The sequence below is a fragment of the Lysobacter sp. Soil_N_51 genome (assembly GCF_057655755.1).
This window is the reverse complement of sequence record NZ_JBDGLR010000007.1, coordinates 16,433-40,706: the sequence shown is the minus strand read 5'-3', so window position 1 is coordinate 40,706 and position 24,274 is coordinate 16,433. Positions and strand designations below refer to the sequence as shown.

Here is a 24,274-nt window from a genome sequence, read left to right as displayed (position 1 = left end):
CGATTTGCGCGGCGATCAGGGGGCGGTGTTGCATGGCAGCCCCCTGTAGGAGCGGCGCGAGCCGCGACCGCGCTGTGTCCGATTGCGCCGAAACTTGCGTCGTAGCTGTGATGTCGCGGTCGCAGCTTGCGCAGCTTCTACAGTCGGGTGCCGATTTGCGCGGCGATCCGGCCACGCCCTACCCGCGCAGTCCCAGCTCCTCGCGCAAGCGCGCGATCGCCCCATCCGCGGCTCTATCCAACAACTGGAACACATGCTCGAACTGGGCAGGTCCGCCGGTGTAGGGATCGGGCACCTCGCCGTCGGTGACGGTGTTGCACCAGTCCAGCAGCAAGGCGCTGCGCGCGCGGGCGCCCTTCGGCGCGCGTGCGCGCACGTCGCGCAGGTTGGCCTTGTCGGCGCACAGCAGCCAATCGAAATTCTGGTAATCCGACGCGGCCAACTGACGCGCGCGCAAGCCGGAAATATCCACGCCGTGTTCGGCCGCATTCGCGATCGCGCGACGGTCCGGCGGATCGCCGACGTGCCAGTCGCCGGTGCCGGCCGAATCGAGTTCGATCCGACCGACCAGCGATGACGCCTCGATGCGCGCGCGCAGCACGCCTTCGGCGACCGGCGAGCGACAGATGTTGCCCAGGCAGACCACAAGCAGGCGCACGGCTCAGGCGCCCTCGCCGCTCGCCGGCGCGTTCGCTTCGCCCTGGCGCGTCTGCGCCAGATACGCTTCGGCGCGAATCAGGTCCTCGGGCGTGTCGACGCCGGGCGGGAACGGTTCGGGCGTGATCCCGACCGCGATGCGATAACCCGCCTCGAGCACGCGCAGTTGTTCCAGCGATTCGATCTGTTCCAGCCGGCCCGGACGCAGCTTGGCGAACTTGCGCAGGAACCCGGCGCGGTAGCCGTAGATGCCGATATGCCGCAGCCATTCGTCGCCGCCGGGCATGCGCTCGCGATCCTTGGCGAAGGCGTCGCGCGGCCACGGAATCGGCGCGCGGCTGAAATACAGCGCATCGCCGTTGCCGGCGCGTACCAGCTTGACCGCGTTCGGATCGAACAACACCTCGACCTCGGTAATCGGCACGGCCAGGGTCGACATCTCCGCGCCGCTGTCGCGCAGAGTCTGCGCGGTGGCGACGATGCCGGCGGCCGGCGCGAACGGTTCGTCGCCCTGCAGATTCACCACCACGGTGTCGTCGCGCCAGCCCGCGATGTCGGCGCACTCGGCCAGGCGGTCGGTGCCGGAGGCGTGGTCGGGCGAGGTCATCGCGACCTGCACGCCGCTGTCCTTGAGCGCCTGGGCGATGCGCTCGTCGTCGGCCGCGACCCAGACCTCGCGCGCGCCGGCCGCGAGCGCGCGGCGCGCGACGTGCAGCACCAGCGGTTCGCCGCCGATGTCGCGCAGGGGCTTGCCGGGCAGGCGCGAGGCGGCGTAGCGGGCGGGGATGGCGGCGACGAAATCCTGGCTCATGGGTTGGCTCCGAAACAGGTGAGGCGGATGCGGATGCGGCGGCGGTGAGGACGATGGTTTGCGCGGTGGTCGTGGATTCGTGGTCGCGGCTTACGCCGCTCCTACAAGGGGAGATTGCGGATCGCGCAAGCCGCGACTGCGACGCGACGACTCAGCGCTTGGCAAACGCCTGCAATTTATCCAGCAACGACACCCAGAACGCTTCCGGCAACTCCGCGCGCACCGGCACGCTGTAATACGACTCCGAGGCGAACGCGCCCTCGCCGCTCAACGGAATCTTGACCGCGTCCTTCTCGGTCATCAGCACCGGCAATTTGCTGCCGAAGCCGAAGTCGGCCTGGGTGTAGCGGTGATGATCGGGAAACGCGTGCGGCACGATCGCGATGCCGAGGCCGCGCAGCATGGCGAAATAACGTTCGGGGTCGCCGATGCCGGCGACCGCGTGCACGCGCTGGCCGACGAAGGCCTCGAGCTTGAGCGCGCGCGCGCCGACCAGCGGCAACGCCTGATCGGCGACCAGACGCATCGGCCATTCGCCGAAACCGGCGCTCGCGGCGGGATCGCCGGAGGCGGCCTGCGGCATGTTGACCACGCGGAAATCGCAATCGGCGGCGCGCTCGGGCGGCTCGCGCAGCGGACCGGCCGGCAGCAACTGGCCGTTGCCGTAACGGCGGCGGCCGTCGACCACTTCGATCTCGATGTCGCGAGCCAGCCGGTAATGCTGCAGGCCGTCGTCGCAGATGACGATGTCGCAGCCGGCCTCGGCCAGCGCCTTGGCCGCGGCGGCGCGATCGCGGTCGGCGCGCAGCTTGACCCCGGTGCGGCGCGCAATCAACACCGGTTCGTCGCCGCCGACGCGCGGATCGGTATCGCGATCGACCCACAGCGGCGTGGCGATGTCGTCGCGGCCGTAGCCGCGGCTGGCGACGCCGGGGGTCCAGCCTTCTTGTTTGAGCCGCTGCACCAGGGCGATGGTCAACGGCGTCTTGCCGGCGCCGCCGACGGTGATGTTGCCGACCACGATCACCGGCACGCCGGGATGGCGGCGGCGCTTGAGGCCCTTGCGGTACAGCGCGCGGCGGAACGAAGTGACCGCGGCGTACACGCCCGAGAGCAGGCGCGCATACATCGGCACCGCGCTGTCGTCGTACCAGTACGCCGGCACGCCGCCGCGGCGATCGGAGGCGCCGCTCATCGCGCGCTCCCGCGACCGTGCGGGCCATGCATCGCTGCGATTGCGAGCATGCGCATCGGAACGCTCACTCGGCGTCCCGGAACTGCATGCGGTGCAGGTGCGCGTACAGGCCGCCCTGCGCCAGCAGTTCGGCATGCGAACCGCGTTCGACGATGCGGCCCTGATCCAGCACCAGCACCTGATCGGCGTGTTCGATGGTCGACAGGCGATGCGCGATCACCAAGGTGGTGCGGTCGGGCATCAATCGCTCAAGCGCGTCCTGCACCAGGCGCTCGGATTCGGTATCCAGCGCCGCGGTGGCTTCGTCGAGAATCAGGATCGGCGCGTCTTTGAGCATCGCGCGCGCGATCGCCAGGCGCTGGCGCTGGCCACCGGAGAGCTTGCCACCCTTGGCCCCGATCGAGGTGTCGACGCCTTCGGGCAGGCGTTCGATGAACTCGGCCGCGTTGGCGCCGCGCACCGCGCTGTCGAGCGCGGCGGCATCGGCCTGCTGCATTTCGCCGTAAGCGACGTTGGCCGCGACGGTGCCGTCGAACAGCATCACCTGCTGGCCGACCAGGGCGATCTGGCGGCGCAGGTCGAGCAGTTTGTACTCTTCGAGCGGATGACCATCGAGCAGGATCTGCCCGGACTCGGGATCGTAGAAACGCGGAATCAGCTTGATCAGGGTCGACTTGCCGCTGCCGGAACGGCCGATGATCGCGGTCACCGTGCCGGGCCGCGCGGTGAAACTGATGTTCGACAAGGCCGGCGAGGCCTGCCCCGGATAGCGCGCGGTGACGTCGCGGAATTCGATCAGGCCCTGGCTGCGCGCGAGTTCGCGCGTGCCGGTGTCTGGTTCCTCGACCGCGTCTAACACTTCGAACAATCGCTCGGCCGAAGCGACGCCGCGCTGGAGCATGTTCTGCACGTTGGTGAGCTGACGCAGGTTCGGGATCATCGCCATCATCGCCATCATCAGCGCGACGAAACCACCGGCGCTCAAGCGCCCGTTGAACGCTTCGTAGCCGGCCACGAACAGCAGCACCGCCAGACCGATCGATCCCATCAACTGCACCATCGCCGAGGCGATGCTGCGGGTGGATTCGACCTTGAGGCTGAGCTTGAGGTAGTGATCGGCGATCGCGCCGTAACGGGCGAGTTCGGACTGCTGCGCGCCGTAGACCTTCACTTCCTGCTGGTTGGACAAGGTCTGGTCGGCGGCCAGCAGCAACTGCGCGCCGCTTTCCTGGATGCGATGGCTGATGCGCCGATAACGGCGGCCGACCTTGTCCATGACCCAGGCCAGCGGCGGCGCCACCACCAGCACCGCGAGGGTGACCTGCCAACTGGTCCAGATCATCACCGCGAGCAGGCCCAGGGCCTGGGTCGATTGCTGGACCATGACCTTGAGCGCGTCAACCGATGCCTGCGCGACCTGGTCGCTGTCCGAGCCCAGCCGCACCAGCATCGACGGCACCGGCTCGGTGTCGAAGCGCGCGCCGGGCAAACGCAGGTACTTGCCGAGCACCTGCACGCGCAAATCGCGCGCCACGCCGCGCCCGGACTTGGCCATGTAGTAATCGGTGACATAGCCGGCGAGGCCGCGCATCACGAACAGGCCGACGATGGTCAGCGGCAGCCAGATCGCGATGCGCTCGTTCTTGGCGATGAAAGTCTGGTTGATGACCGGTTCCATCAACTTGGTGAAACCGGCGCCGGCGGCCGCTTCGATCAGCATGCCGATCAACGCCAGCCACAGCAGGGGCCGGTACGGCAGCGCGAATCGGAGCAACCGGCGGTAGGTCTGCCAGGGCGACGCGGTTGCGCTCGCGGTCACCGCGCCGGCCCCGCCGCGGGCTTGGCGTTGCCGCTGGCGTCAGCGGCGCCGCCGGTGTTCTGCGGCGGCGCGGTCGCGCTCATGATCTTGCGGAAGCCCAACTGGCCGAGCGCGTCGTAGACGGTGACCACGGCCTGATACGGCGTACGCGCATCGGCGCGCAGCATCACGCTGCGGTCGCGATCGCTGCCAGCGACTTCGGCGATGGTGGCCTTGAGCGATTCCAGATCGTCGCGCAGCACCTCACGGTCGCCGACAAAGTAACGGCCCTCGGCATTCACCAGCACGATCAGCACCTTGCTCGCATCCCCGGACGGTTCGCCGGTGGCGCGCGGCAACTCGAGCTTGAGCACCGAGCGCGCGTCGAAGGTCGCGGTGACCACGAAGAAGATGATCAACACCAGGATCACGTCGATCAACGGAACCAGGTTGATCTCGGGCTCATCGTCGGCGCGATGGTCGCGGATACGCATCGAGCGCGCCTCAGCCGGCCTGACCGGCCAGCCGCACCGGCGCGCGCGCCGCTTCGGCCTGGCGCGCTTCGGCGGTGCCCGGGGTCAACACGTCGATCAAGGCGATGGCCTCATGCTCCATCGCGACGATGTATTCGGAGATGCGGCCGCGGAACCAGCGGTGCGCCATCAGCGCCGGAATCGCCACGATCATGCCGGTCGCGGTGCACACCAGCGCCTTGCCGATACCGCCGGCGAGCTGGTTGACGTCGCCGATGCCGTGGTCGTTGATGACCATGAACATCTGGATCATGCCGACCACGGTGCCGAACAGGCCCAGCAAGGGCCCCGCGGCGGCGATGGTGCCGAGCGTGTTCAGGTAACGCTCCATGCGGTGGACCAGATGCCGGCCCACGTCCTCGATGCGTTCGCGGATTTCCTCGCGCGGGCGATTGCGCACGTCCAGCGCGGCGGCCAGCAACGCGCCCAGCGGCGCGGTCGCGCGCAGCGACTCGATGTGCGCCGGGTCGAGCTTTCCGGTCGCCGCCCAGGCCCGCACTTCCTGGCCCAGCTGCGGCGGCAATACGGCGCGCCGGCGCAGGGTCCACAGCCGCTCGATGATGATCGCCAGCGCCAGCGCCGACAGGATCAACAACGGAATCATCGGCCAACCGCCGGCCTTGACCAGTTCCAGCACTCGCGAACCTCCGGCCTGTGGCCGACTTCAATCCGGCCGATAGGATAGCCCAGGGTCCGTGCGCCGGGTCGCATCCCACAGACGCGGGTGTGCCTGACGTCGCGTTTCGACCGTGGTGCCGCCGGTGCGCAGGCCGACCCGCAACGCGCCATCGGCGGCGGTGTCGCGGGTTTGCGCGCCGGCGCGGGCCCAGCGTTCGAGCACGTCCGCGCGCGGATGGCCGAAGCGGTTGCCGTGGCCGCTGGAGACCAGCGCATGGCGGGCGCCGGTGGCCTGGACGAAGGCCGGATCGGACGAACCGCCGCTGCCGTGATGGGCCACCAGCACTACGTCGGCGCGCAGATCGTCCTCGGGCGAAACCGCGGCGCGGCGGACCAGGTCGCGTTCGATCACCTCGCCGATGTCGCCGGTCAGCAGCGCCGAACCATGGCGGCTGTCGATCCGCAGCACGCAGCTCGATTCGTTGCCGAGATAAGGGAAATGCCGCGGCGGATGCAGCCAGCGCAGGCGCACGCCGTCCCAGGTCCAACTGCGCCCGGCCTCGCAGGGCCGGGTCGCGATGTGTTGCAACGCCTCGCCCTCGACCTCCGGCGGCGCCGACACCTCGCCCGCCGGGAACGCCCGCAACACCGCCGCCAGGCCACCGGCATGGTCGTTGTCGGCATGGCTGGCGACCGCGCGGTCGAGCCTGCGCACGCCCAGGGCATGCAAGGCCGGCACCACCGCGCGTTCGCCGGCATCGAAGCCGTCGCGCACCGCCGGACCGGCGTCGAACAGCATCGCGTGATTCGCGGTACGCACCAGCACCGACAGCCCCTGCCCCACGTCGACCACCACCAGTTCGGCCTCGCCATGCGCGGGCAGATGGCGATCCGGCCACAGCAACGGCAGCCACAGCAGCACCGCCTGCGCCTTGCCCGGCACGCCGCGCGGCAGCAGCAGCCAGAACGCACCCAGCAAGGCCAGCGGCAAGGCGAACCAGCGCGCTTCGGGCAGCCACCACAAGGCCAGGCCGCTGTCGGCCAGCGCTTCGAACCACGGCCAGCCCGGCTCGAAACAGGCCGCGGCCCAGCGCCATGCGAATTCGCCAGTGCCAGCATGCAGCGCCTCCAGCCCGGTGCCGATCAGCGCCAGCGGCACCACCAGCAGGCTCCACCACGGCACCGCGATCAGGTTCGCGAACGGTCCCGCCAACGAGGCCTGGCCGAACAGCAGCACGCTCAGCGGCAGCAACCCCAGGCTAGCGACGCCCTGGGCCGACACGAACGCGCGCAGCCGTTCGCGCCAACCGCGGCTATCGGCCTGATCGGGCAGGCACCACAGCAACCAGGCCACGCCCAGAAAGCTCAGCCAGAAACCGGCCCCGAGCACCGCCAATGGATCGGCGAGCAAGACCGCGATCGCGGCCAGCGCCAGCGCGTCGAAAGCATGGAAAGGACGCCGCGACAGACGCAACCCGGCGATCACCGCGATCATCAGCCAGGTGCGCACGGTCGGCAGGGCGAAGCCAACCGAAGCCGCATACAGCAAGCCGCCAAGCATCGCCGCCACCGAAGCCGAAACCGCTGCCGGCACCCGCCTCCCGAACCCCGGCCACAACCACCACAACCCGCGCACGAACAAGGCGAAAAACCCCGCCACCAGCCCGACATGAAACCCAGAAATCGCGATCAGATGGGTCAACCCGTTCGCGCGCAGCACGCTCCAGTCGCGTTCGCCGAGCGCGCGCGTGTCGCCCAGCGCGAGCGCGCGCACGAAGCGCGATGCATCCGAATTCACTCGCGCGGCGATGCGATTGCTGATCGATTCGCGCCAGGCCTGCAGGCCGCGGGCTTCGGCCAGGCGTCGCGCGTGCTGCGGATCACGCAGGTAACCGGTCGCGCTGAGCCGCTGCATCAGCGCGTATTTTTCCGCATCGGGACCGCCCGGGTTGCGCAAGCCGCGCGGCGCGCGCACGCGTGCCACGAATCGCCAACGCTGGCCGGCGGCGAGCACCTGTCGCGGTTCGATGCGTTCGTCGTACCAGGCCAGCCGTAGCAGACGCCCGCGCAGCGGCGCCGGTTGCGCGGCATCGTCGTCGACGCGGAATTCGAAGCGGGTGCGGCGCGGCTCGTGCAGCGGCAGTTCGACGATGCGGCCGGTCACCGCGACGTCGCGCTTTTCCCAGTCCGGCGGCAGTTGCAGGCTGAGCGCATAAGCCGCGTGCAGACTGACCAGGGCGAAGCCGAACCCGACCGCGGCGAACGCGCGCCAACGCGGCGAGCGCCACCACATCAGCGCGGCCAGAATCAGAATCGGTAACGAAAGTCCCCACGGACACGCACGCGGCAAGGCCAGACCGGCACCGATGCCGGCCAACAATGCGATCGCGATGAGTTTTCCGAAGGGCGGCGTCCTTGCCGCGTCGAGCATGTCTACACCTCGGCGGCGTCCAGTTGCCGCAGTTTGCCCTCGTGCAATTCCAGCACGCGGTCCAGGCGCCGCGCGAGGCGGCGGTCGTGGGTCACCAGCACCAGGCTGGTGCCCTGCTCGCGATTGAGCGCGAGCATCAGCTCGAACACGGTCGCGGCGGTTTTTTCGTCGAGGTTGCCGGTGGGCTCGTCGCCGAGCACGCAGGCCGGGCGATTGATCAGCGCGCGCGCCACCGCGGCGCGCTGGCGCTCGCCGCCGGACAATTCGCCGGGCTTGTGGTGCAGTCGATGCCCCAGTCCGACCGATTCCAGCAACACGGTCGCGCGCTCGCGCGCCTGCGCCACGGACGGCGCCTGAAACTCATCGACCACCGAATGCAATATCGCCAGCGGCAGATCCACCAGGACGAATGCGGCCAGGCCGAAGGCCACGCTGCTTGCGCCGAGTATTCGCCGGGGCTGCATCGAGCGTCCGCTCAGCAGGATCGGCAGCATCACGTTTTCCAACGCGGTGAATTCTGGCAGCAGGTGGTGAAACTGATAGACGAAGCCCAACGACTTGTTGCGCACGATGCCGCGCGCCCGGTTCGACAGCGCGCTCATGCGATGGCCATCGACATAGACCTCGCCCTTGGTCGGCGTGTCCAGACCGCCCAGCAAGTGCAGCAAGGTGCTCTTGCCGGCGCCCGAAGCGCCGAGGATCGCGACGGTCTCGCCGCGCTTGACCGAGAAGTCGAGCCCGTCGAACACCGGCGTGCGCAGCTTGCCTTCCGAATAGGTCATGGTCAGGCCGGTGCAGCTGAGCACCACGTCGTCCGCGCCATGGCCGGCCGGATTGCGTTGTTCCATCTTAGATTCGCGAACCTCACTCATAACGCAACGCCTCCGCCGGAGCCGTACGCGCGGCGCGCCAGGCGGGATAGATGGTGGCCAGGAACGCCATCGCCAACGCCACGCAGGCGATGACGATCACGTCGCTGCTGCGCAGGTCGGTCGGCAGGCCGGTGATGTAGTAAACGTCCTCGGGCAGCAGTTGCACGCCAAGCACGGTCTCGATGGCCTTGAGGATGTGCTCCAGGTTCAAGGTCAGGGTAATGCCGCCGACGACGCCGAGCACGGTGCCGATGATGCCGATCAAGGTGCCCTGTACGACGAACACCGCCATCACGCTCATCGGAGTCAGGCCAAGCGTGCGTTGGATCGCGATGTCGGCCTGCTTGTCGGTGACCAGCATCACCTGCGAGGACACCAGGTTGAACGCGCCCATCGCGATGATCAGCGACAGCAGCACCGCCATCACCACTTTTTCCATCTTCAGCGCGCGGAACATGTTGGCGTTGTCGCTGCTCCAGTCGGTGACCCGGTACGGGCCGCCGAGGCTCAGCGCCAGATCGCGCGCCACGTTCCAGGCCTGATCCATGTCGTGCAATCGCAGCCGCACGCCGGTCACGCCGTCGCCCATGCGCAACACCCGCTGCATGTCGCGGATGTTGACCACCGCCAGGCCCTTGTCGAATTCGTTGTAGCCGGCTTCGAAGATGCCGCTGACGGTGAAGCGCTTGAGTTGCGGCATCGCGCCCATCGGCGTGCTGCGGCCGTCGGCGGTCATCACCACCACGCTGTCGCCGACCTGCGCGCCCATCCACAGCGCGAGTTCCTTGCCGAGCACGATGTTGAAACTGCCCGGTGTCAGCGAGTCCAGCTTGCCCTCGACCATCTTGTCGGCGAGCACCGAGACCTTGTGGTCTTCGACCGGATCGACGCCGCGCACGATCGCCGGCTGCTGGCGGGTGGCCGACAGCAGCGCTTCCTTGTCGACGTAGGGCGCGGCGCCGGCCACGCGCGGATCGGCCATGGCCTTGTCGACCGCGACCCGCCACTCGGTCATCGGTTCGCCGTAGGCGCTGACCGTGGCATGCGCGGCCATCTGCAGCATGCGGTCGCGGATCTCGCGCTGGAACCCGCTCATGACCGCCAGGGTCGTGATCAGCGCGGTCACGCCCAGGGCGATGCCGCCGATCGAGGCGAGCGAGATGAAGGAGATGAAGCCGTTGCGCCGTTTGGCGCGCAGATAGCGCAGGCCGATGGCGACTGAAATGGGTTTGAACATTTATGCAGCCGGGACTCGGGATTCGGGATTCGGGATTGGGTTCATTGCGGGTATCTGTCTCTGAGGAGGCCGGACGGCTTCGGGTCGGTGACGGTGGCCGATTCGCTGCGATTCTCGCTGTGCGAATCCCGAATCCCGACTCCCAAATCCCGGCTCATGTTGCCACCGAACGCGTATCGCGCGCAGGGGCTGTGACCGCGACGGCCAGCCGCAGTTCACGGCGAGCGGCCGCGTCCAGGGTGTCGGGCCACCACAGCAGCCGCTGCCGGCGGCCGTCCGGACCGGTGAAATCGAGCCGGGCCAGCCAACCGCGCCAGTGCGGACGCAGGTCCGCGATCGCCTGGCCGGCCAGCGTGGCGCGCCCTCCGCGGATCACCAAGGAACGCGCCGGTAGCCGCAATTCCCGGCGGGCGCTCGCGATCGCCCAGAGCAGCGCGAGCGCGGCGATCGGCAGGGACAGCGACCGCGGCAGTTCGGACGCCCACACGGAAACGCCGCCGAGCAGGCCCAATACGATCAATGCCAGCGCAAGCCAGCGCGACGGTCGCCATTGCAGTTCGCAATCGGCCATGGCGTGGCCGCGGAAGGACTCGCTCGGTTTCGGTTGAATCGCGCTGCCGCCCGATGTTGTCGATCCCGACCGCTCGAAACCGACATCGTGCGCTTTCCGCTCAAGACCACTACGCTCCTGCAACTGCTCCTCAAGGCCGCGACCGCGCACCAACTGCCGCTCAAGGCGGCAGTTGGCGAATCGACTCAACCAGTTGCTGAAGCTGCGCATCGCCGGAGGTCTCGTGGCCCATGAACCAGTGCCAGAGCTTATCGTCCTCGGTTTCCAGCAGCCGTAGGAAAACCCCGCGCTGCGATTCGGAAGCCTGCTTCCATTCGCGGTCCAGGTAACGGCCCAGCAGTTGATCGAGTTCGCGCATGCCGCGCCGGCAGCGCCAGCGCAGGCGGCGCAGTTCGATTTCGTCGCGTTGCTCGGCCGAGAGTTGTTCGCTCATGAGCCGCTCTCGGCCGGCGCGGCACCGACCATCGCGCACAAGCCGGTGGGACGGCGCTTGCAGTACCGCGCCACGTCGCGCTTGAGCGCGGCATCGCCGTCCAGCGCCGCGGACGCGGCGGCGAACAGCTCGGGGCCGAACGAATCGCCGAGCACGTCGCCGATCGTGTTCTCGATGTCGCTGTCGGCGAAGGCCCGATGCGCCTGCAACTGCGCCTCGCCGCCGCGCTGTTCGATGCAGGCCGACACCGCCGGGGTAGCGGCGGAATCGCGCACGCAGCTCAGCTCGGTCTGGCCGGCCGGGCTGCGGAAATAGCGCAGGGCTTCGTCGAGCTGCGCGGCGCTGGTCTGCTCGGCCAGGCGTTGCGCGGTCTGCGCCGCGACCGGCTGCAGCTTGGTCGCCGCCATCCAGCGCTGCAACAGGGCCTTGTCGCCGTCCTCGCGCGGTTCTTCCGGCAGGGTCTGATCGTTGACCAGCACCATCATCTGCCGCAGCACGTTCTCGAAGCCCATCGTGTCGAGCAGGCTGCTTGCCTGCGCCACGGTGGCCTTATCGGCCGCGGTCGGCGCGGCGGGCGCGGCCTCTTCGGCCGGGCGCGCATTCGCGCTGGCGGCCAACACCAGCACCGCCAATGCGCCGCAGACGCGAAGCGACAACGACGGCCGAAGCGAATCTCGAAGCAAACTCATCATGCGAGCAGTCCTATTCCAAGTCGTATCCACAGCGCCCACAGCGCGAACGCGCCGCTGGCATAAGCGAAGAAACGGTGCATGACCTTGTTGTAGCCGCACTGGATCGCGCTGTGGACGATGCGCGTGATCACGAACAGCCAGGCCAGGCCGAGCGTCAGCGTATCGGCCAGTTGGGCGAACGCAGCCACCGTCAGGCCCAGATAGAACAACACCGGCAGTTCGAACAGATTGCGGAAATTATCGGCCGCGCTGCTCTGGGTCAGCCGCGCGCTGACCTGGGCCGAGGTCGCCACCGCCTGCGGATGGATGCGGTCGCGGCGCATCTGACCGATGCGGACGACATACATGCGCAGCCACACGACCAGGGTCAACGCAACCATCGCCAGTGCGGGAAGGAAAATCGCCTTCGACTCCATCGATCGCCTCGCTCCTGAGCGGGCCGCGCGCTCGCGCGGCGGTTCGACTGCCTGTACGACACCGCGGATCGCGGTGTCGGCGGTATCGCACTGCGTTGCGGTATTCGTCGGCGAACCCCGTGCGTGCCGGCCGCCGCGGGCTCAGCCGCGCCGGCGCCCCACCAGCACACCGCCGACCGTCAACGCGGCGCCGAGGCCGAGCAGGAACATCGCCAGGCCGTTGCCGCCGATTTCGTTCTCGTTCGCGGCGCTGATCGCGCGCGCCGCGCTGGCCGCATCGGTCGCGGTGATCATATGCGCGAACGCGGCTTCCTCGCACTTGTCGCGCATGGTCGCATCGGCGTTGCGCTTGTCCATTTCCGCGCGGCATTTTTCGACCACCGCGATGTCCACATCGCCCGGTCCGTCGGAGAATTTCAGCCAAGCGCCGGCCACGAACACAAGCAGACCAGCCAGCACGAGCAACAGCGATTTCTTGTTCATGCGACCGGTCTCACCTCTCCGTGGCAACGCAATCGATCCGCACTGCGCCAAGCACCGATGCTCGCTCGCCGGCCGAAGGCCCCACGCCGGGGGCCGCGGCCACGACGCGAAGTCCGGATCAGACCCGGCGCGCCAGCATCAGCTTCTTGATCTCGCCGATCGCCTGCGCCGGGTTCAAACCCTTCGGGCAGGTGCGGGCGCAGTTCATGATGGTGTGGCAGCGATACAGCTTGAACGGGTCTTCCAGATCGTCCAGGCGCGCGCCGGTGTCTTCATCGCGCGAATCGATGATCCAGCGGTAGGCCTGCAGCAGGATCGCCGGGCCGAGGTAACGGTCGCCGTTCCACCAATAGCTCGGGCAGCTGGTCGAGCAGCACGCGCACAGGATGCATTCGTACAGGCCGTCGAGCTTCTTGCGGTCTTCCGGCGACTGCAGGCGCTCGCGATCGGACGGGGTCGCGCTCTGGGTGCGCAGCCACGGCTTGATCGAGGCGTACTGGGCATAGAAGTGGGTCAGATCGGGAACCAGATCCTTGACCACCTGCATGCTCGGCAGCGGATACACCGGCACGTCGTTCTTGGCGTCGCCGCAATCGGCGATCGCGCGCGTGCACGCCAGGGTGTTGGTGCCGTCGATGTTCATCGCGCACGAGCCGCAGATGCCTTCGCGGCAGGAGCGGCGGAAGGTCAGGGTCGGATCGATCTCGTTCTTGATCTTGATCAGCGCGTCGAGAACCATCGGACCGCAAGCGGCGAGATCCACCTCGTAGGTGTCCACGCGCGGGTTCATGCCGTCGTCGGGGTTCCAGCGGTAGACCTTGAAGGTGCGCGGCTGCTTGGCGCCCGGGGTCGGCCAATGGCGGCCCTTCTGGATCTGGGAGTTCTTGGGTAGGGCGAATTCAGCCATGCTGGCGATCTCTCGGCTTGCGTCGTACTGAAGTGGGGTCGTTGCCGGCGCGCGACAGGCCGCGCGCCGCGATCGAAAGATCAGTACTTGCGTTCTTTGGGCGGCACGTAGGCCACGTCGTCGGTCAGGGTGTAGTTGTGCACCGGCCGGTAGTCGATGCTGGTGGTGCCCTTCTCGTCGACATAGCACAGGGTGTGCTTCTGCCACTCGTCGTCGTTGCGCGTGGGGAAGTCCTCGCGCGCATGCGCGCCCCGCGACTCGGTGCGGTTCTCGGCCGAGACGATCGTCGCCAGCGCCTGGCTCAGCAGGTTCGACAGCTCGTAGGTCTCGATCAGGTCCGAGTTCCAGATCAGCGAGCGGTCGCTGACCTTGACGTCGGCGAACAGCGCGTGGATCTCGCGCATCTTGCGCACGCCGTCGCTCAGCGTTTCGCCGGTGCGGAACACCGCCGCGTCGGCCTGCATGGTGCGCTGCATCTTGTCGCGGATGACCGAAGTCGGGGTGCTGCCGCTGGCGTTGCGCAGCTTGTCCAGGCGCGCGAGCGCCGCGTCGCAGGCGTCGGCCGGCAACTTGGCGTGCGGGCCGCCCGGCTTGATCGTCTCGGCGCAGCGGTTGGCCACCGCGCGACCGAACACGACCAGATCGAGCAGCGAGTTCGAACCCAGGCGGTTGGCGCCGTGCACCGACACGCAGGCCGCTTCGCCGATCGCGTACAGGCCTTCGACCACCGCGTCCGGATTGCCGTCCTTCAACTGCACGACTTCGCCGTGGTAGTTGGTCGGAATGCCGCCCATGTTGTAGTGCACGGTCGGGATCACCGGGATCGGCTCCTTCTCGACGTCGACGTTGGCGAAGATGCGCGCCGACTCGGCGATGCCGGGGAGTTTTTCGTGGATCACTTCCGGGCCGAGGTGGGTCAGGTCGAGCAGGATGTGGTCCTTGTGCTCGCCGACGCCGCGGCCTTCGCGGATTTCGATGGTCATCGAACGGCTGACCATGTCGCGCGGCGCGAGGTCCTTCACGCTCGGCGCGTAGCGCTCCATGAAGCGTTCGCCGTTGCTGTTGCGCAGGATGCCGCCCTCGCCTCGCACGCCTTCGGTGATCAGGCAGCCGGCGCCGTAGATGCCGGTCGGGTGGAACTGCACGAACTCCATGTCCTGCAGACCGAGCCCGGCGCGCAGCGCCATGCCGCCGCCGTCGCCGGTGCAGGTGTGGGCCGAGGTCGCGGAGAAATAGGCGCGGCCGTAGCCGCCGGTCGCCAGCACCGTGCCCTGGGCGCGGAACAGGTGCAGCGTGCCCTCGGCCATGTCGAGCGCGAGCACGCCGCGGCAGGCACCGGTCTCGTCCATGATCAGGTCGAGGGCGAAGTATTCGATGAAGAACTGCGCGTCGTGCGCCAGCGACTGCTGGTACAGCGTGTGCAGGATGGCGTGACCGGTGCGGTCGGCGGCGGCGCAGGTGCGCTGCGCCGGCGGGCCTTCGCCGTACTTGGTGGTCATGCCGCCGAACGGGCGCTGATAGATCTTGCCCTCGTCGGTGCGCGAGAACGGCACGCCCTGATGTTCGAGTTCGATGATGGCCGGGATGGCCTCCTTGCACATGTACTCGATCGCGTCCTGGTCGCCCAGCCAGTCCGAACCCTTGACGGTGTCGAAGAAGTGGTAACGCCAGTCGTCCTCGCCCATGTTGCCGAGCGCGGCGGAGATGCCGCCTTGCGCTGCGACGGTGTGCGAACGGGTCGGGAACACCTTGGTGATGCAGGCGGTCTTCAGGCCCTTCTGGGCCAGACCGAAGGTGGCGCGCAGACCGGCGCCGCCGGCGCCGACCACGATCATGTCGAACTTGTGTTCTTGAATCTTGTAGGCAGAGGCCACGACTCAGGCTCCCAACGCGATGCGGATGATGGCGAGCACGCTGGCCAGGGCCGCGAGTACGCAAACGAAAACGACGGCGATCTGCGAGGCGGCCGCCAGGCCCGGGGCATGCACGTAATCCTCGATGATCACCTGCAGGCCGAGCTTGGCGTGCCAGAACATCGCGATCACGAACGCGCTGAGCAGCACGGCGTTGCAGGGGTTATGCACCGAGGCGCGCACGCTGGCGTAGTCGCCGCCGATCCACGACACGATCAGGCCGAGCACGTACAGGGTCAGGCCGATCAGCGCGATCGCGGTGACGCGCTGGACGATGAAGTGATGGGTGCCGTCCTTCGCCGAGCCCAGGCCGCGCGCGGTCTTGAGCGGGTTGCGCAGGTTCTTGTTGTTGGCCGTGCTCATGCGCCACCTCGCGACATCATCGCCACGATCCAGATCAGCGCGGTCAGCACCAGGCTGCCGATGACGCTGATCCAGCCGTTGCGCACAAAAGTATCGACCTTGTAGGCGTAGCCCGCGTCCTGGACCAGATGGCGGATGCCGTTGATCAGGTGATAGGCGAACGCCCAGGTCCAGCCGAACAGGATCAGGAAGCCAAGCGGCGAGCGGGCGCAGGCGGTGAAACTCGCCCAGGCCTGCGGACCGGCCGCCAGGGCGAGCAGCGCCCAGGCGATCAGCAAGGCGCCGACGGAAAGGATGACACCGGTGGTCCGGTGCAGGATCGAGGTCACCATCTGTATCTGCCAGCGATACACCTGCAGATGCGGTGACTTGGGTCGTTCGCGGTTCGCCATTAGCGTGGCAATCTCGGCTGGGCGGCGGCGCCGCGTGGCGGGAAGCGTGGGAGCGCTGGGTGGGGTGTTGAAAAGCGGGACCGGGGATCGGATCTAGACACTCATGCACGACACGCTCATACCAGACACATCATGCAAGCCGGACTAGAAGTCGATGCAGCGGCCGTTCTTTTCCCAATCGCCGTAGCGGGTCGGTTCGAGACCCTCGCGACCACCGTGCTCTTTCGGAGCGTCCTTGGCGGAAGGCGAATGGCCTCCCGTTTCGGTAACGGGAGTCGCCGGGTTCTCGGACGCGAGGTCCGAACGTGCTTCCGGGGTGGTTTCGCCTATCATCACAGCGTTAAATATTAAGTCCCGCCCCCCATGCCTGACAACCCGCAAGCCTTGTACGGACAAGCATTCGCCCTGTCCGGTCAACAACTGATCGCCCTGGAAGGCCGCGACGCGGCCGCTTTTGCCCATTCGCAGTTCATGAACGAGGTCAAGGCGCTGGCCGACGGCCATTGGCAATGGAACGGCTGGCTGACGCCCAAGGGCCGGGTGATCGCGCTGTTCGCCTTGCTGCGCCTGTCTGAGCAGCGAATCTGGCTGCTCGTGCCGGACGCCGACGCGGCCGCCTTTGCCGAATCCTTGAAGCGATTCGTGTTTCGCAGCAAGGTCGCGATCGGGCTGCGTGAAGACCTCGTGATCGAGGGACGGTTCGCCGCGCCGACGTCGGCGCGCGACGCGGCGATCGGCGGCGACGAGGCCTCCGGGCTCGAATTGGACCTGAGCAGCGCGGAATCGCCGCGCAGCCTGCGCATCCACGCCGGCCCGGCCGCGGCCGAAAACGCCGCCGCGGTGGCGCTGTGGGCGCAGACCGATCTGCGCCATGGTCTGCCGCGTCTGCCGGCGAGTCAGGCCGAGCAATGGACGCCGCAGCAGCTTTCGCTGGAGCGGCTGCGCGCCTTCAGCGTCAAGAAGGGCTGCTACCCGGGCCAGGAAATCGTCGCGCGCACCCATTTCCTGGGCAAGGCCAAGCGCGGCCTGGCCCTGTTCGAAAGTCCGGCGGCGATCGCCGCGGGCGCGGAGGTGCGCGGCGACGCGGCGGTGCTGGGCACGGTCGCCGCGAGCGCGGATCACGGCGCGACCCACCTCGCGCTGGCGGTGCTGCCGCTGGACCGCGGCGAGACGGCGGCGAGCATCGACGGACATGCGGTGGTGGAAACGCCGCTGCTGGATGGGTTGGCGCGCTGAACCTCGTTGCGCCGCGCATCGTGCGGGAGCGACCGAAGCACCACTCCCGACTGTAGGAGCGGCGTGAGCCGCGACCGCGACACCACGAACCGCGACGAAGCGATCCGGACACTACGCGGTCGCAGCTCACGCAGCTCCTACAGCGAGCATCCGAAGCATCATTCCCGACTGTAGGAGCGGCGTAAGCCGCGACCGCGACACCACGAATGGCGACGAAGCGATCTGGAAGCTACGCGGTCGCAGCTCACGCAGCTCCTACACGCAGCCCAGCCGGCTCGCGTCCGACTCAGCCTTTCGCCAACAAATCTGCTGCGCGCACGATATCCTCTTCACCCGGAATCACCAGAAACGCCGCGCCGGCCAACGGCGTGTAGGTATCGACGCCGACCACGCGCTGCATCGGCACGCCGCCGAATCCGGCTTCGGCCAATGCGGTGATCACGCCCTCACCCACCCCGGCGCTGCGCCGACCTTCGTCGACCACGATGATGCGCTTGGCGTTGCTGGCCTGCTGCGCGATATAGGCGTCGTTGAGCGGCACCAGCCAGCGCAGGTCGATCACCCGGGCTTTCCAGCCAAGCGACTGTTCGATCTGCCGCGCCGCGCGCAGGCTCATCGGGACGCCGTTGCCATAGGTGAAGATGACCAGATCGTCGCCATCACCGCCAGTTTCGGGCAGATACGCGCGCCCCTCGCCCAAGGTCATCGCCTGATCGGGCGACGGATACTGGGTCAGCCAACGACCGTCGCCCGCTTCGTACAGATCCTTGGTCATGTACAGCGCGATCGGCTCCAGCAACACCGCCACCCGGCCGTCGACCTTGGCCAACGCGGTCAGCGTGCGCAGCATCGTCGCCGCGTCGTCGCCGCGCGAGGGACAACCGACCACCAGGCCGGGGATATCGCGCAGCGCGGTGATCGAGTTGTCGTTGTGGAAATGCCCGCCGAAGCCGCGCTGATAGCCCAGCCCGGCGATGCGCACCACCATCGGATTGCGGTACTGGTTGTTGCTGAAGAACTGCAGCGACGCCGCTTCGCCGCGAATCTGGTCGCAGGCATTGTGGAAATACGCCAGGTACTGGATTTCCGGAATCGGCAGCAGGCCGACATTGGCGAAGCCCTGGGCCATGCCGAGAATCATGGTTTCGTCGAGCAAAGTGTTGAACACACGGCGCGGGCCGAAGGCTTTCTGCAAGCCCTTGGTCACCGTGTACACGCCGCCCTTCTGGGCGACGTCTTCGCCGAACAACAGCGTCTCGGGGTATTTGGCGAAGATGTCGTGCAGCGCGTTGTTGATCTGGATCGCCAGGTGCCGCGGCGGCTGGTTCTCCGGCAGTTTGGCTTCGCCGCCGAACACCTCCAGACGACGCTCGGCGAAATCGGCGCGCGCGGCTTCCTTCGCGACCGCCGCCGGCGTGTACGGCGCCAGCGGCGCGATCACTTCAGCCAGATCGTCGAGCTTCGGCCGGCGATCGGCCTCCTCGGCCGCGGCGAAGCAGCGCTTGCGCGTTGCTTCATACAGATCGAGCACGTCGGCCTTCGACATCAGCCCCGACTCCAGCGCGATCGCCGCCGAACGCAGCAACGGATCGCTGGCCTCGACCGCGCACAGCTCTTCGACCGAGCGCCATTCGATTTCGAAATCGGTGCCGGCATGACCCATGATGCGGGTGGTGCGCAAATGCAGGAAAGTCGGACGACGGGTGCGGCGGCAATGTTCGACCGCGCGCTTCACGTCGCCGTAGCCGCTGGCCAGGTCGAGGCCGTCGGCGGCGAAATAATCCAGCCCGTCCATGCTGCGGAAACGATTGCCGATCCAGCCGCCCGGGGTTTTCACCGAGATGCCGATGCCGTTGTCCTCGCACACGAACAACACCGGCGCCGGCAGCTTCTGGTACGCGGTCCAGGCCGCGGCGTTGAACGCGGTCTGCGCGGTGGCGTGATTGGCCGAGGCGTCGCCGAACGAACAGATCGCGATGCTGTCGTCGGGGATCGGCAAGCCATGCCCCAGGCGCCGGCCGGTTTCGATGGCGACGGCGGTGCCGAGCGCCTTGGGCAGATGCGAGGCGATGGTCGAGGTCTGCGGCAGCACCCACAATGGCTTGCTGCCCCAGACCTTGTGGCGCCCGCCCGAGGCCGGGTCGTCCTTGCTGGCCGCGAACGACAGCGCCGAATCCATCACCGGGTCCATCCCGGGCAGCTTGCGGAAACGCTCGGCCATGAAGCCGCCGCTGCGATAGTGCAGAAACGCCGGATCGGTGTGGCGCGCGAGCCGCGCGACCATCGCATTGCCTTCGTGACCGCTGGAACCGATGGTGTAGAAGACCTTGTTCTGCACCCGCAGCACGCGCGCCATCAGATCGAGATGACGGCTGATCAACTGCGATTCGAACAGCTCGCGAAAGCCGCGCGCGTCCAGCGCGCTGCCGTCGAGGATGGCCTCGTCGGCAGCGGGACGCGCATCGGCGCGACCGTTCCAGGCCTGCACGAACTCGACGAAATTGACGTCGCAGATCTCGGCCCGGTTGAGGCCCTTCATGCGCGCCGGAATCGGGCTCGCGACGGGATTGAAGTTGGGCACGCTGCTGAAAATCGAAGACTGCGGTTGCGCTGACATTGCAAGCTCCGCCGCCCGCTCGCGGGTCGGCTCATCGGTAGGAAAGATCAGGAGGTGAGGGCGATCCGCTGCGCGGCCTGCGCATCCGGCTCGGGCAAAGCGACGAAACCCGGTGTCGCGCGCACGCGCGCCAGCCAGGCCTGCACCGCCGGATAGGAAGACAAACCGATGCCGCCGTGTTCGGCCACGTCGGTGTAAGCGAACAGCGCGATATCGGCGATGCCGTAGCGTTCGCCGGTGAACCACGGATGGTCGTGCAGATGCCGCTGCATCACCGCCAGGGCTTGATGGCCGCGTTCGCGCAAGCGCGGCAGTTCGGCGCGGCGCGGCGAATCCAGCTCGGTCCAGCCGGCGATGAAACGCGCCACCGCGATGCAGGGTTCGTGGCTGTACTGCTCGAAGTTCATCCAGCTCAGCGCCTGCGCGCGCCGCCACAGGTCGGTGGGCATGAACTCGCTGCCGTCGGCGAGGTAATACAAGATCGCGTTGGATTCGCTGAGCGTGCGGCCGTCGTCGAACTCGACCACCGGCACCTTGCCGTTGGGATTGAGGGCGAGAAACTGCGGCGTACGGGTCTGGCCCTGGCTGCTGTCGACTTCGACCCAGCGGTAGCGCTCGCCCAACTGCTCCAGCAGCAGGCGCAGCTTGTGGCAATTGCCCGACGGGGAAAAGCCATGCACGGTGATCACGCCGAGGCTCCGGCCTTGCGCCGCGCGCGCCATTGTTCGACCGTCTGGCCCCAGACCTCGATTTCCTTGTCGCTGTGAGGTTCCGGCAGGAAACGCCCTTGACGCAGGTAACGCGAACCGAGCTTGGCGGCGACGGCCTTGGAGCCCAGGTTGTCCGCATCGATGATGTGGATGATCTCGCGCCAGCCCAGGTGCTCGAACACCCATTCGATGGCCGCGGCCGAGCCCTCGCTCGCATAGCCCTTGCCGTTTTCCGACGCGGCGATGCCCCAGCCGACTTCGGCGCCGGGCCAGCCTTCGGGGTACCAGGGGCCGAGCCGGCCGATCCAGCGGCCGCTGCTCTTTTCGATCACCGAGAAGAACGCGAAGCCCTGCACCGCCCACGAGCCGATCACCGACATCATCGCGCGCCAGGCCAACAACCGCGGCTGCGCGCCACCGATGTAGCGCACATGCTCGGCGTCGGCCATGAATTCGGCCCAGGCGTCGAAATCCTCCAGGCGCGGCGGGCGCAGGATCAGGCGCGGGGTTTCCAACTGGATGTCGGGGATCGTCATCACGGTCGCGTACTCCTGCTGCGCATTCGAAGTCCCCTCTCCGCTTCTGAAAGCCCCTCTCCCGCTTGCGGCGACCGAAGGAAGTGCAGAGCTGAGAGGGGTTGGGGTGAGGGGCGCGAGTTGCGCTGATTGCGCAAGTCGCCACTTGCCGCGCGCCCTCATCCGGCCCTTCGGGCCACCTTCTCCCGCAAGCGGGAGAAGGGATATCGCGCTGCCTGCGGCAGCAAAATTAAAAAGCGTTGATTCCCGTCAACTCGCGTCCGACCACCAACTGGTGAATCGTCTCGGTGCCTTCGTACGTGATCACCGATTCCAGATTCAGCGCATGCCGGATTGCCGCATGCTCGGTGGTGATGCCGGCGCCGCCGAGCAGATCGCGGCATTCGCGCGCGATGTCGATGGCCATGCGGCAGTTGTTCCACTTCGCCAGCGACACCTGGGTCGGCTGCATGGTGCCGGCGTCCTTCAGGCGACCGAGCTGCACCACCAGCATCTGCGCCAGGGTGATCCGGCGCGCCATCTCGGCCATCTTGATCTGCGCCGACTGGGTCGCCGCGACCGGACGATCGAACAGGATGCGTTCCTTGGTGTAACCCAGCACTTCGTCGAGGCAGGCGATGGCCGCGCCGATCGGGCCCCAGGTGATGCCGTAACGCGCCTGGGTCAGGCAGCCCAGCGGGCCCTTGAGGCCTTTCACGTTCGGCAGGCGGTTGGCTTCGGGCACGCGCACGTTGTCGAAGAACAGCGACGAGGTCACCGACGCGCGCAGGCTCATCTTGTGCTTGATTTCCTGCGCGGCGAAACCGGGCATGCCCTTCTCGACCACGAAGCCCTGGATGCCGTCCTCGGTCTGCGCCCAGACGATCGCGATGTCGGCCAGGTTGCCGTTGGTGATCCACATCTTGGAGCCGTTGAGGACCCAATCACCGCCGTCCTTCTTGGCGTTGGTCTTCATGTTGGCCGGATCGGAGCCGCCGTGCGGCTCGGTCAGGCCGAAGCAGCCGATGATCTGGCCCTTGGCCATGCCCGGCAGCCAGCGCTCGCGCTGCTCTTCGCTGCCGTAAGCGAAGATCGGGTACATGCACAGCGAAGACTGCACGCTGACGAAGCTGCGGATGCCGCTGTCGCCGCGCTCGAGTTCCTGGCAGATCAGGCCGTAGCTGACCGCGTTGAGGCCGGCGCAGCCGTACTTCTCAGGCAGCGAGGAGCCCAGCAGGCCCAGTTCGGCGATCTCGGGCACCAGTTCCTTGGGGAAACGGCCCTGATCGAAGGCATCGCCGATGATCGGGATCACGCGCTCGTCGGTGAAGCGCGCCACGGTGTCCTGTACAGCGCGCTCCTCTTCGCTGAGCAGGGAACGGACGTCGAACAGATCGTAGGGATTCAGGGCCATGGCGGGCTTTGGGAGACCTGTGGGGCAGAAAGACCGCCATTGTAATGGTCGCGCCGGGCCGGAGTAGCCCAATCGGACCGGCCCGTCGCATTACGCAAGTTTCCCGCATTCGCGCCATGGCGCGCGCAAAAAAGAACGGGGCCGGATGATCCGGCCCCGTTCGGGAACTGCATGTCGGGCGACGATCAGCCGCGGCTGGGCACCGAGGCGGTCGCGGTCTGGGTCACGACCTGACCGTCGATGACCGGCAGGCGCTGAGCCGGACGCTCATCCATGCGGATGGTCTGTTCCTGACCCTGATAGCGATAGGTCACGTCGTAGCCGACCACCTTGTTCTCGTTGCCCAGGGCGATGCGGCTGCCCGGCTTGGTCTCGGTGCGCATGGTGCCGGTGGTGCCGTCCGGATTGCGGAAGGTGACGTTGTAAGCGACCACGCGCGAAGACTGCGAGCTGTCGGAGACGGTGTGGCACTGGCGCTCGGTGCGGTTCACGACCCGGCCGCCGACATGATTGCGGTCGACCCGGTTGCCGATGAAGCCGCCGGCCACGGCGCCGGCCGCGGTCGCGGCCTTTTTGCCGTTGCCGCCGCCGACCTGGTTACCCAGCAAGCCGCCGATGACCGCGCCGGCGACGGTGCCGCCGACGTTGCCGTCGCGCTCGGGCAGGCGTTCCTGCACGACCACGTCGTTACAGACTTCGCGCGGGGTCGACACGGTATTGGTCTCGCGCACCGGATCTGTACCGATCACGGTCGCGTAGAGCTTTTCTTTCTGGTTGATCGGCTTGACGTTGACCACGTCGGCGTAATCGAGCTGCGGCGCCGGGGCGTTGATCGCGCCGTTCGCGGCGATGTTGTCGCCCTCGGCGGTGACGCCGTTGATCGGCAACTGCGCGTTCGGGGCCAGACCGGCCTGCGCGTTGGCGGCATCGTTGCCGCGGAAGCTCTGGAACGCGGCGACGGCCACGCCGCCTACCAGCAGCGACGCAATCGCGACTGCAATCAAGTTCTTGTTCATTTGGAGCCTCCTGCAGCGGGGTCACCGCGGTGATGATTCGGTCCTGACAGCGGCCGCGAACGAGGCGTCGCCGGACAATGCAGGACCGCGTTGTGGACGCCGCCATTCCACCACCGGAATGCTGAACCGGTGCCTATTGATTTTCGCTAATCTGTCCCCTGTCTGAACCGTCACGCGGCTACGTGCTAGCGTGTTTGCCAACCCGGTCACACCTCAATCGCCATGGCCAATCCGCTGCTCGCTCCCCTGATGGGTTTTCTCGGACGCCTGAGTTATCCGCGTCTGTTCATGCTGACCGCAGCCCTGTTCGCGTTCGATCTGGTCATTCCGGATTTCGTGCCGTTCGCCGACGAGATCCTGCTCGGCCTGGGCACCTTGCTGCTGGCGAACTTCAAAAAGCGCAAGGAACCGCAGCCGCCGACCGTGCTGCCGCCGTCGCGTTGA

26 protein-coding genes are annotated in these 24,274 nt (G+C 67.5%); 2 read left to right on the top strand and 24 right to left on the bottom strand.

Annotated elements, in window-relative coordinates; genetic code table 11:
* Window positions 1–178: 178 nt before the first annotated feature.
* From AC3A4T_RS14275 to AC3A4T_RS14185, 19 genes are all read right to left on the bottom strand, one after another.
* Complete coding sequence (locus tag AC3A4T_RS14275; RefSeq protein WP_487675989.1) at window positions 179–658, bottom strand: low molecular weight protein-tyrosine-phosphatase; 480 nt, start codon at window positions 656–658, stop codon at window positions 179–181.
* Between the two features lie 3 nt (window positions 659–661).
* The gene (gene kdsB, locus AC3A4T_RS14270; RefSeq protein WP_487675988.1) at window positions 662–1,468 is read right to left on the bottom strand and encodes a 3-deoxy-manno-octulosonate cytidylyltransferase; all 807 of its coding nucleotides are present in this window, start codon (window positions 1,466–1,468) and stop codon (window positions 662–664) included.
* Window positions 1,469–1,619: 151 nt separating this feature from the next.
* Complete coding sequence (gene lpxK, locus AC3A4T_RS14265) at window positions 1,620–2,663, bottom strand: tetraacyldisaccharide 4'-kinase (protein WP_487675987.1); 1,044 nt, start codon at window positions 2,661–2,663, stop codon at window positions 1,620–1,622.
* Window positions 2,664–2,727: 64 nt separating this feature from the next.
* Window positions 2,728–4,482, bottom strand: a complete 1,755-nt coding sequence (msbA, locus tag AC3A4T_RS14260) for a lipid A export permease/ATP-binding protein MsbA (protein ID WP_056108205.1) — start codon at window positions 4,480–4,482, stop codon at window positions 2,728–2,730.
* Window positions 4,479–4,955, bottom strand: a complete 477-nt coding sequence (locus tag AC3A4T_RS14255) for an ExbD/TolR family protein (RefSeq protein WP_487675986.1) — start codon at window positions 4,953–4,955, stop codon at window positions 4,479–4,481. The genes msbA and AC3A4T_RS14255 overlap by 4 nt, the downstream gene beginning before the upstream one ends.
* A gap of 10 nt (window positions 4,956–4,965) precedes the next feature.
* The gene (locus AC3A4T_RS14250; protein WP_036109612.1) at window positions 4,966–5,631 is read right to left on the bottom strand and encodes a MotA/TolQ/ExbB proton channel family protein; all 666 of its coding nucleotides are present in this window, start codon (window positions 5,629–5,631) and stop codon (window positions 4,966–4,968) included.
* 27 nt (window positions 5,632–5,658) lie between these two features.
* Window positions 5,659–8,043, bottom strand: coding sequence for a DNA internalization-related competence protein ComEC/Rec2 (locus AC3A4T_RS14245; RefSeq protein WP_487675985.1), 2,385 nt, complete (start codon window positions 8,041–8,043; stop codon window positions 5,659–5,661).
* A gap of 2 nt (window positions 8,044–8,045) precedes the next feature.
* Window positions 8,046–8,891 carry an ATP-binding cassette domain-containing protein gene (locus tag AC3A4T_RS14240; protein WP_487675984.1) on the bottom strand — a complete coding sequence of 282 codons (846 nt, stop codon included), beginning with the start codon at window positions 8,889–8,891 and terminating at the stop codon, window positions 8,046–8,048.
* Window positions 8,892–8,907: 16 nt separating this feature from the next.
* Window positions 8,908–10,152: a lipoprotein-releasing ABC transporter permease subunit gene (locus AC3A4T_RS14235; protein ID WP_487675983.1), complete on the bottom strand. Its 1,245-nt coding sequence runs from the start codon at window positions 10,150–10,152 to the stop codon at window positions 8,908–8,910.
* Between the two features lie 154 nt (window positions 10,153–10,306).
* The gene (locus tag AC3A4T_RS14230) at window positions 10,307–10,933 is read right to left on the bottom strand and encodes a hypothetical protein (RefSeq protein ID WP_487675982.1); all 627 of its coding nucleotides are present in this window, start codon (window positions 10,931–10,933) and stop codon (window positions 10,307–10,309) included.
* The gene (locus AC3A4T_RS14225; RefSeq protein WP_056108221.1) at window positions 10,884–11,156 is read right to left on the bottom strand and encodes an FAD assembly factor SdhE; all 273 of its coding nucleotides are present in this window, start codon (window positions 11,154–11,156) and stop codon (window positions 10,884–10,886) included. The genes AC3A4T_RS14230 and AC3A4T_RS14225 overlap by 50 nt, the downstream gene beginning before the upstream one ends.
* Complete coding sequence (locus AC3A4T_RS14220; protein WP_487675981.1) at window positions 11,153–11,845, bottom strand: hypothetical protein; 693 nt, start codon at window positions 11,843–11,845, stop codon at window positions 11,153–11,155. The genes AC3A4T_RS14225 and AC3A4T_RS14220 overlap by 4 nt, the downstream gene beginning before the upstream one ends.
* Window positions 11,845–12,264: an MAPEG family protein gene (locus AC3A4T_RS14215; protein WP_487675980.1), complete on the bottom strand. Its 420-nt coding sequence runs from the start codon at window positions 12,262–12,264 to the stop codon at window positions 11,845–11,847. Before AC3A4T_RS14215 ends, AC3A4T_RS14220 begins: the two co-directional genes overlap by 1 nt.
* A 141-nt stretch (window positions 12,265–12,405) precedes the next feature.
* Complete coding sequence (locus AC3A4T_RS14210) at window positions 12,406–12,747, bottom strand: hypothetical protein (protein ID WP_487675979.1); 342 nt, start codon at window positions 12,745–12,747, stop codon at window positions 12,406–12,408.
* A gap of 118 nt (window positions 12,748–12,865) precedes the next feature.
* Window positions 12,866–13,654 carry a succinate dehydrogenase iron-sulfur subunit gene (locus AC3A4T_RS14205; RefSeq protein WP_036109593.1) on the bottom strand — a complete coding sequence of 263 codons (789 nt, stop codon included), beginning with the start codon at window positions 13,652–13,654 and terminating at the stop codon, window positions 12,866–12,868.
* Between the two features lie 80 nt (window positions 13,655–13,734).
* Entirely contained in the window at window positions 13,735–15,489 is a 1,755-nt protein-coding gene (sdhA, locus tag AC3A4T_RS14200) for a succinate dehydrogenase flavoprotein subunit (protein ID WP_487676267.1), read from the bottom strand.
* Between the two features lie 42 nt (window positions 15,490–15,531).
* On the bottom strand, window positions 15,532–15,930 hold the full coding sequence (gene sdhD / locus AC3A4T_RS14195; RefSeq protein ID WP_487675978.1) for a succinate dehydrogenase, hydrophobic membrane anchor protein: 399 nt from the start codon (window positions 15,928–15,930) through the stop codon (window positions 15,532–15,534).
* On the bottom strand, window positions 15,927–16,322 hold the full coding sequence (sdhC, locus tag AC3A4T_RS14190; RefSeq protein WP_487675977.1) for a succinate dehydrogenase, cytochrome b556 subunit: 396 nt from the start codon (window positions 16,320–16,322) through the stop codon (window positions 15,927–15,929). Before sdhC ends, sdhD begins: the two co-directional genes overlap by 4 nt.
* 144 nt (window positions 16,323–16,466) lie before the next feature.
* Window positions 16,467–16,655: a DUF1674 domain-containing protein gene (locus tag AC3A4T_RS14185; protein ID WP_082124256.1), complete on the bottom strand. Its 189-nt coding sequence runs from the start codon at window positions 16,653–16,655 to the stop codon at window positions 16,467–16,469.
* A 30-nt stretch (window positions 16,656–16,685) separates the two neighbouring features.
* Here AC3A4T_RS14185 and ygfZ point away from each other — a divergent pair, with 30 nt between their 5' ends.
* Entirely contained in the window at window positions 16,686–17,558 is an 873-nt protein-coding gene (gene ygfZ / locus AC3A4T_RS14180) for a CAF17-like 4Fe-4S cluster assembly/insertion protein YgfZ (RefSeq protein WP_487675976.1), read from the top strand.
* Between the two features lie 286 nt (window positions 17,559–17,844).
* On the opposite strand, the gene AC3A4T_RS14175 is transcribed toward ygfZ, so the two are convergent.
* The 5 genes from AC3A4T_RS14175 to AC3A4T_RS14155 all read right to left on the bottom strand — a co-directional run bounded on the left by AC3A4T_RS14175 (window position 17,845) and on the right by AC3A4T_RS14155 (window position 23,830).
* Window positions 17,845–20,097, bottom strand: coding sequence for a thiamine pyrophosphate-dependent enzyme (locus AC3A4T_RS14175; protein WP_487676266.1), 2,253 nt, complete (start codon window positions 20,095–20,097; stop codon window positions 17,845–17,847).
* 125 nt (window positions 20,098–20,222) lie between these two features.
* Window positions 20,223–20,861 (bottom strand): glutathione S-transferase family protein, encoded by a 639-nt coding sequence (locus tag AC3A4T_RS14170; protein ID WP_487676265.1) that lies wholly within the window; start codon window positions 20,859–20,861, stop codon window positions 20,223–20,225.
* Window positions 20,861–21,421, bottom strand: a complete 561-nt coding sequence (locus AC3A4T_RS14165) for a GNAT family N-acetyltransferase (protein ID WP_487676264.1) — start codon at window positions 21,419–21,421, stop codon at window positions 20,861–20,863. Before AC3A4T_RS14165 ends, AC3A4T_RS14170 begins: the two co-directional genes overlap by 1 nt.
* A gap of 229 nt (window positions 21,422–21,650) precedes the next feature.
* Window positions 21,651–22,814 carry an acyl-CoA dehydrogenase family protein gene (locus AC3A4T_RS14160; protein WP_487675975.1) on the bottom strand — a complete coding sequence of 388 codons (1,164 nt, stop codon included), beginning with the start codon at window positions 22,812–22,814 and terminating at the stop codon, window positions 21,651–21,653.
* Between the two features lie 185 nt (window positions 22,815–22,999).
* Window positions 23,000–23,830: a glycine zipper 2TM domain-containing protein gene (locus AC3A4T_RS14155; RefSeq protein WP_487624081.1), complete on the bottom strand. Its 831-nt coding sequence runs from the start codon at window positions 23,828–23,830 to the stop codon at window positions 23,000–23,002.
* A 222-nt stretch (window positions 23,831–24,052) separates the two neighbouring features.
* Here AC3A4T_RS14155 and AC3A4T_RS14150 point away from each other — a divergent pair, with 222 nt between their 5' ends.
* On the top strand, window positions 24,053–24,274 hold the full coding sequence (locus AC3A4T_RS14150) for a DUF6116 family protein (RefSeq protein WP_036109572.1): 222 nt from the start codon (window positions 24,053–24,055) through the stop codon (window positions 24,272–24,274).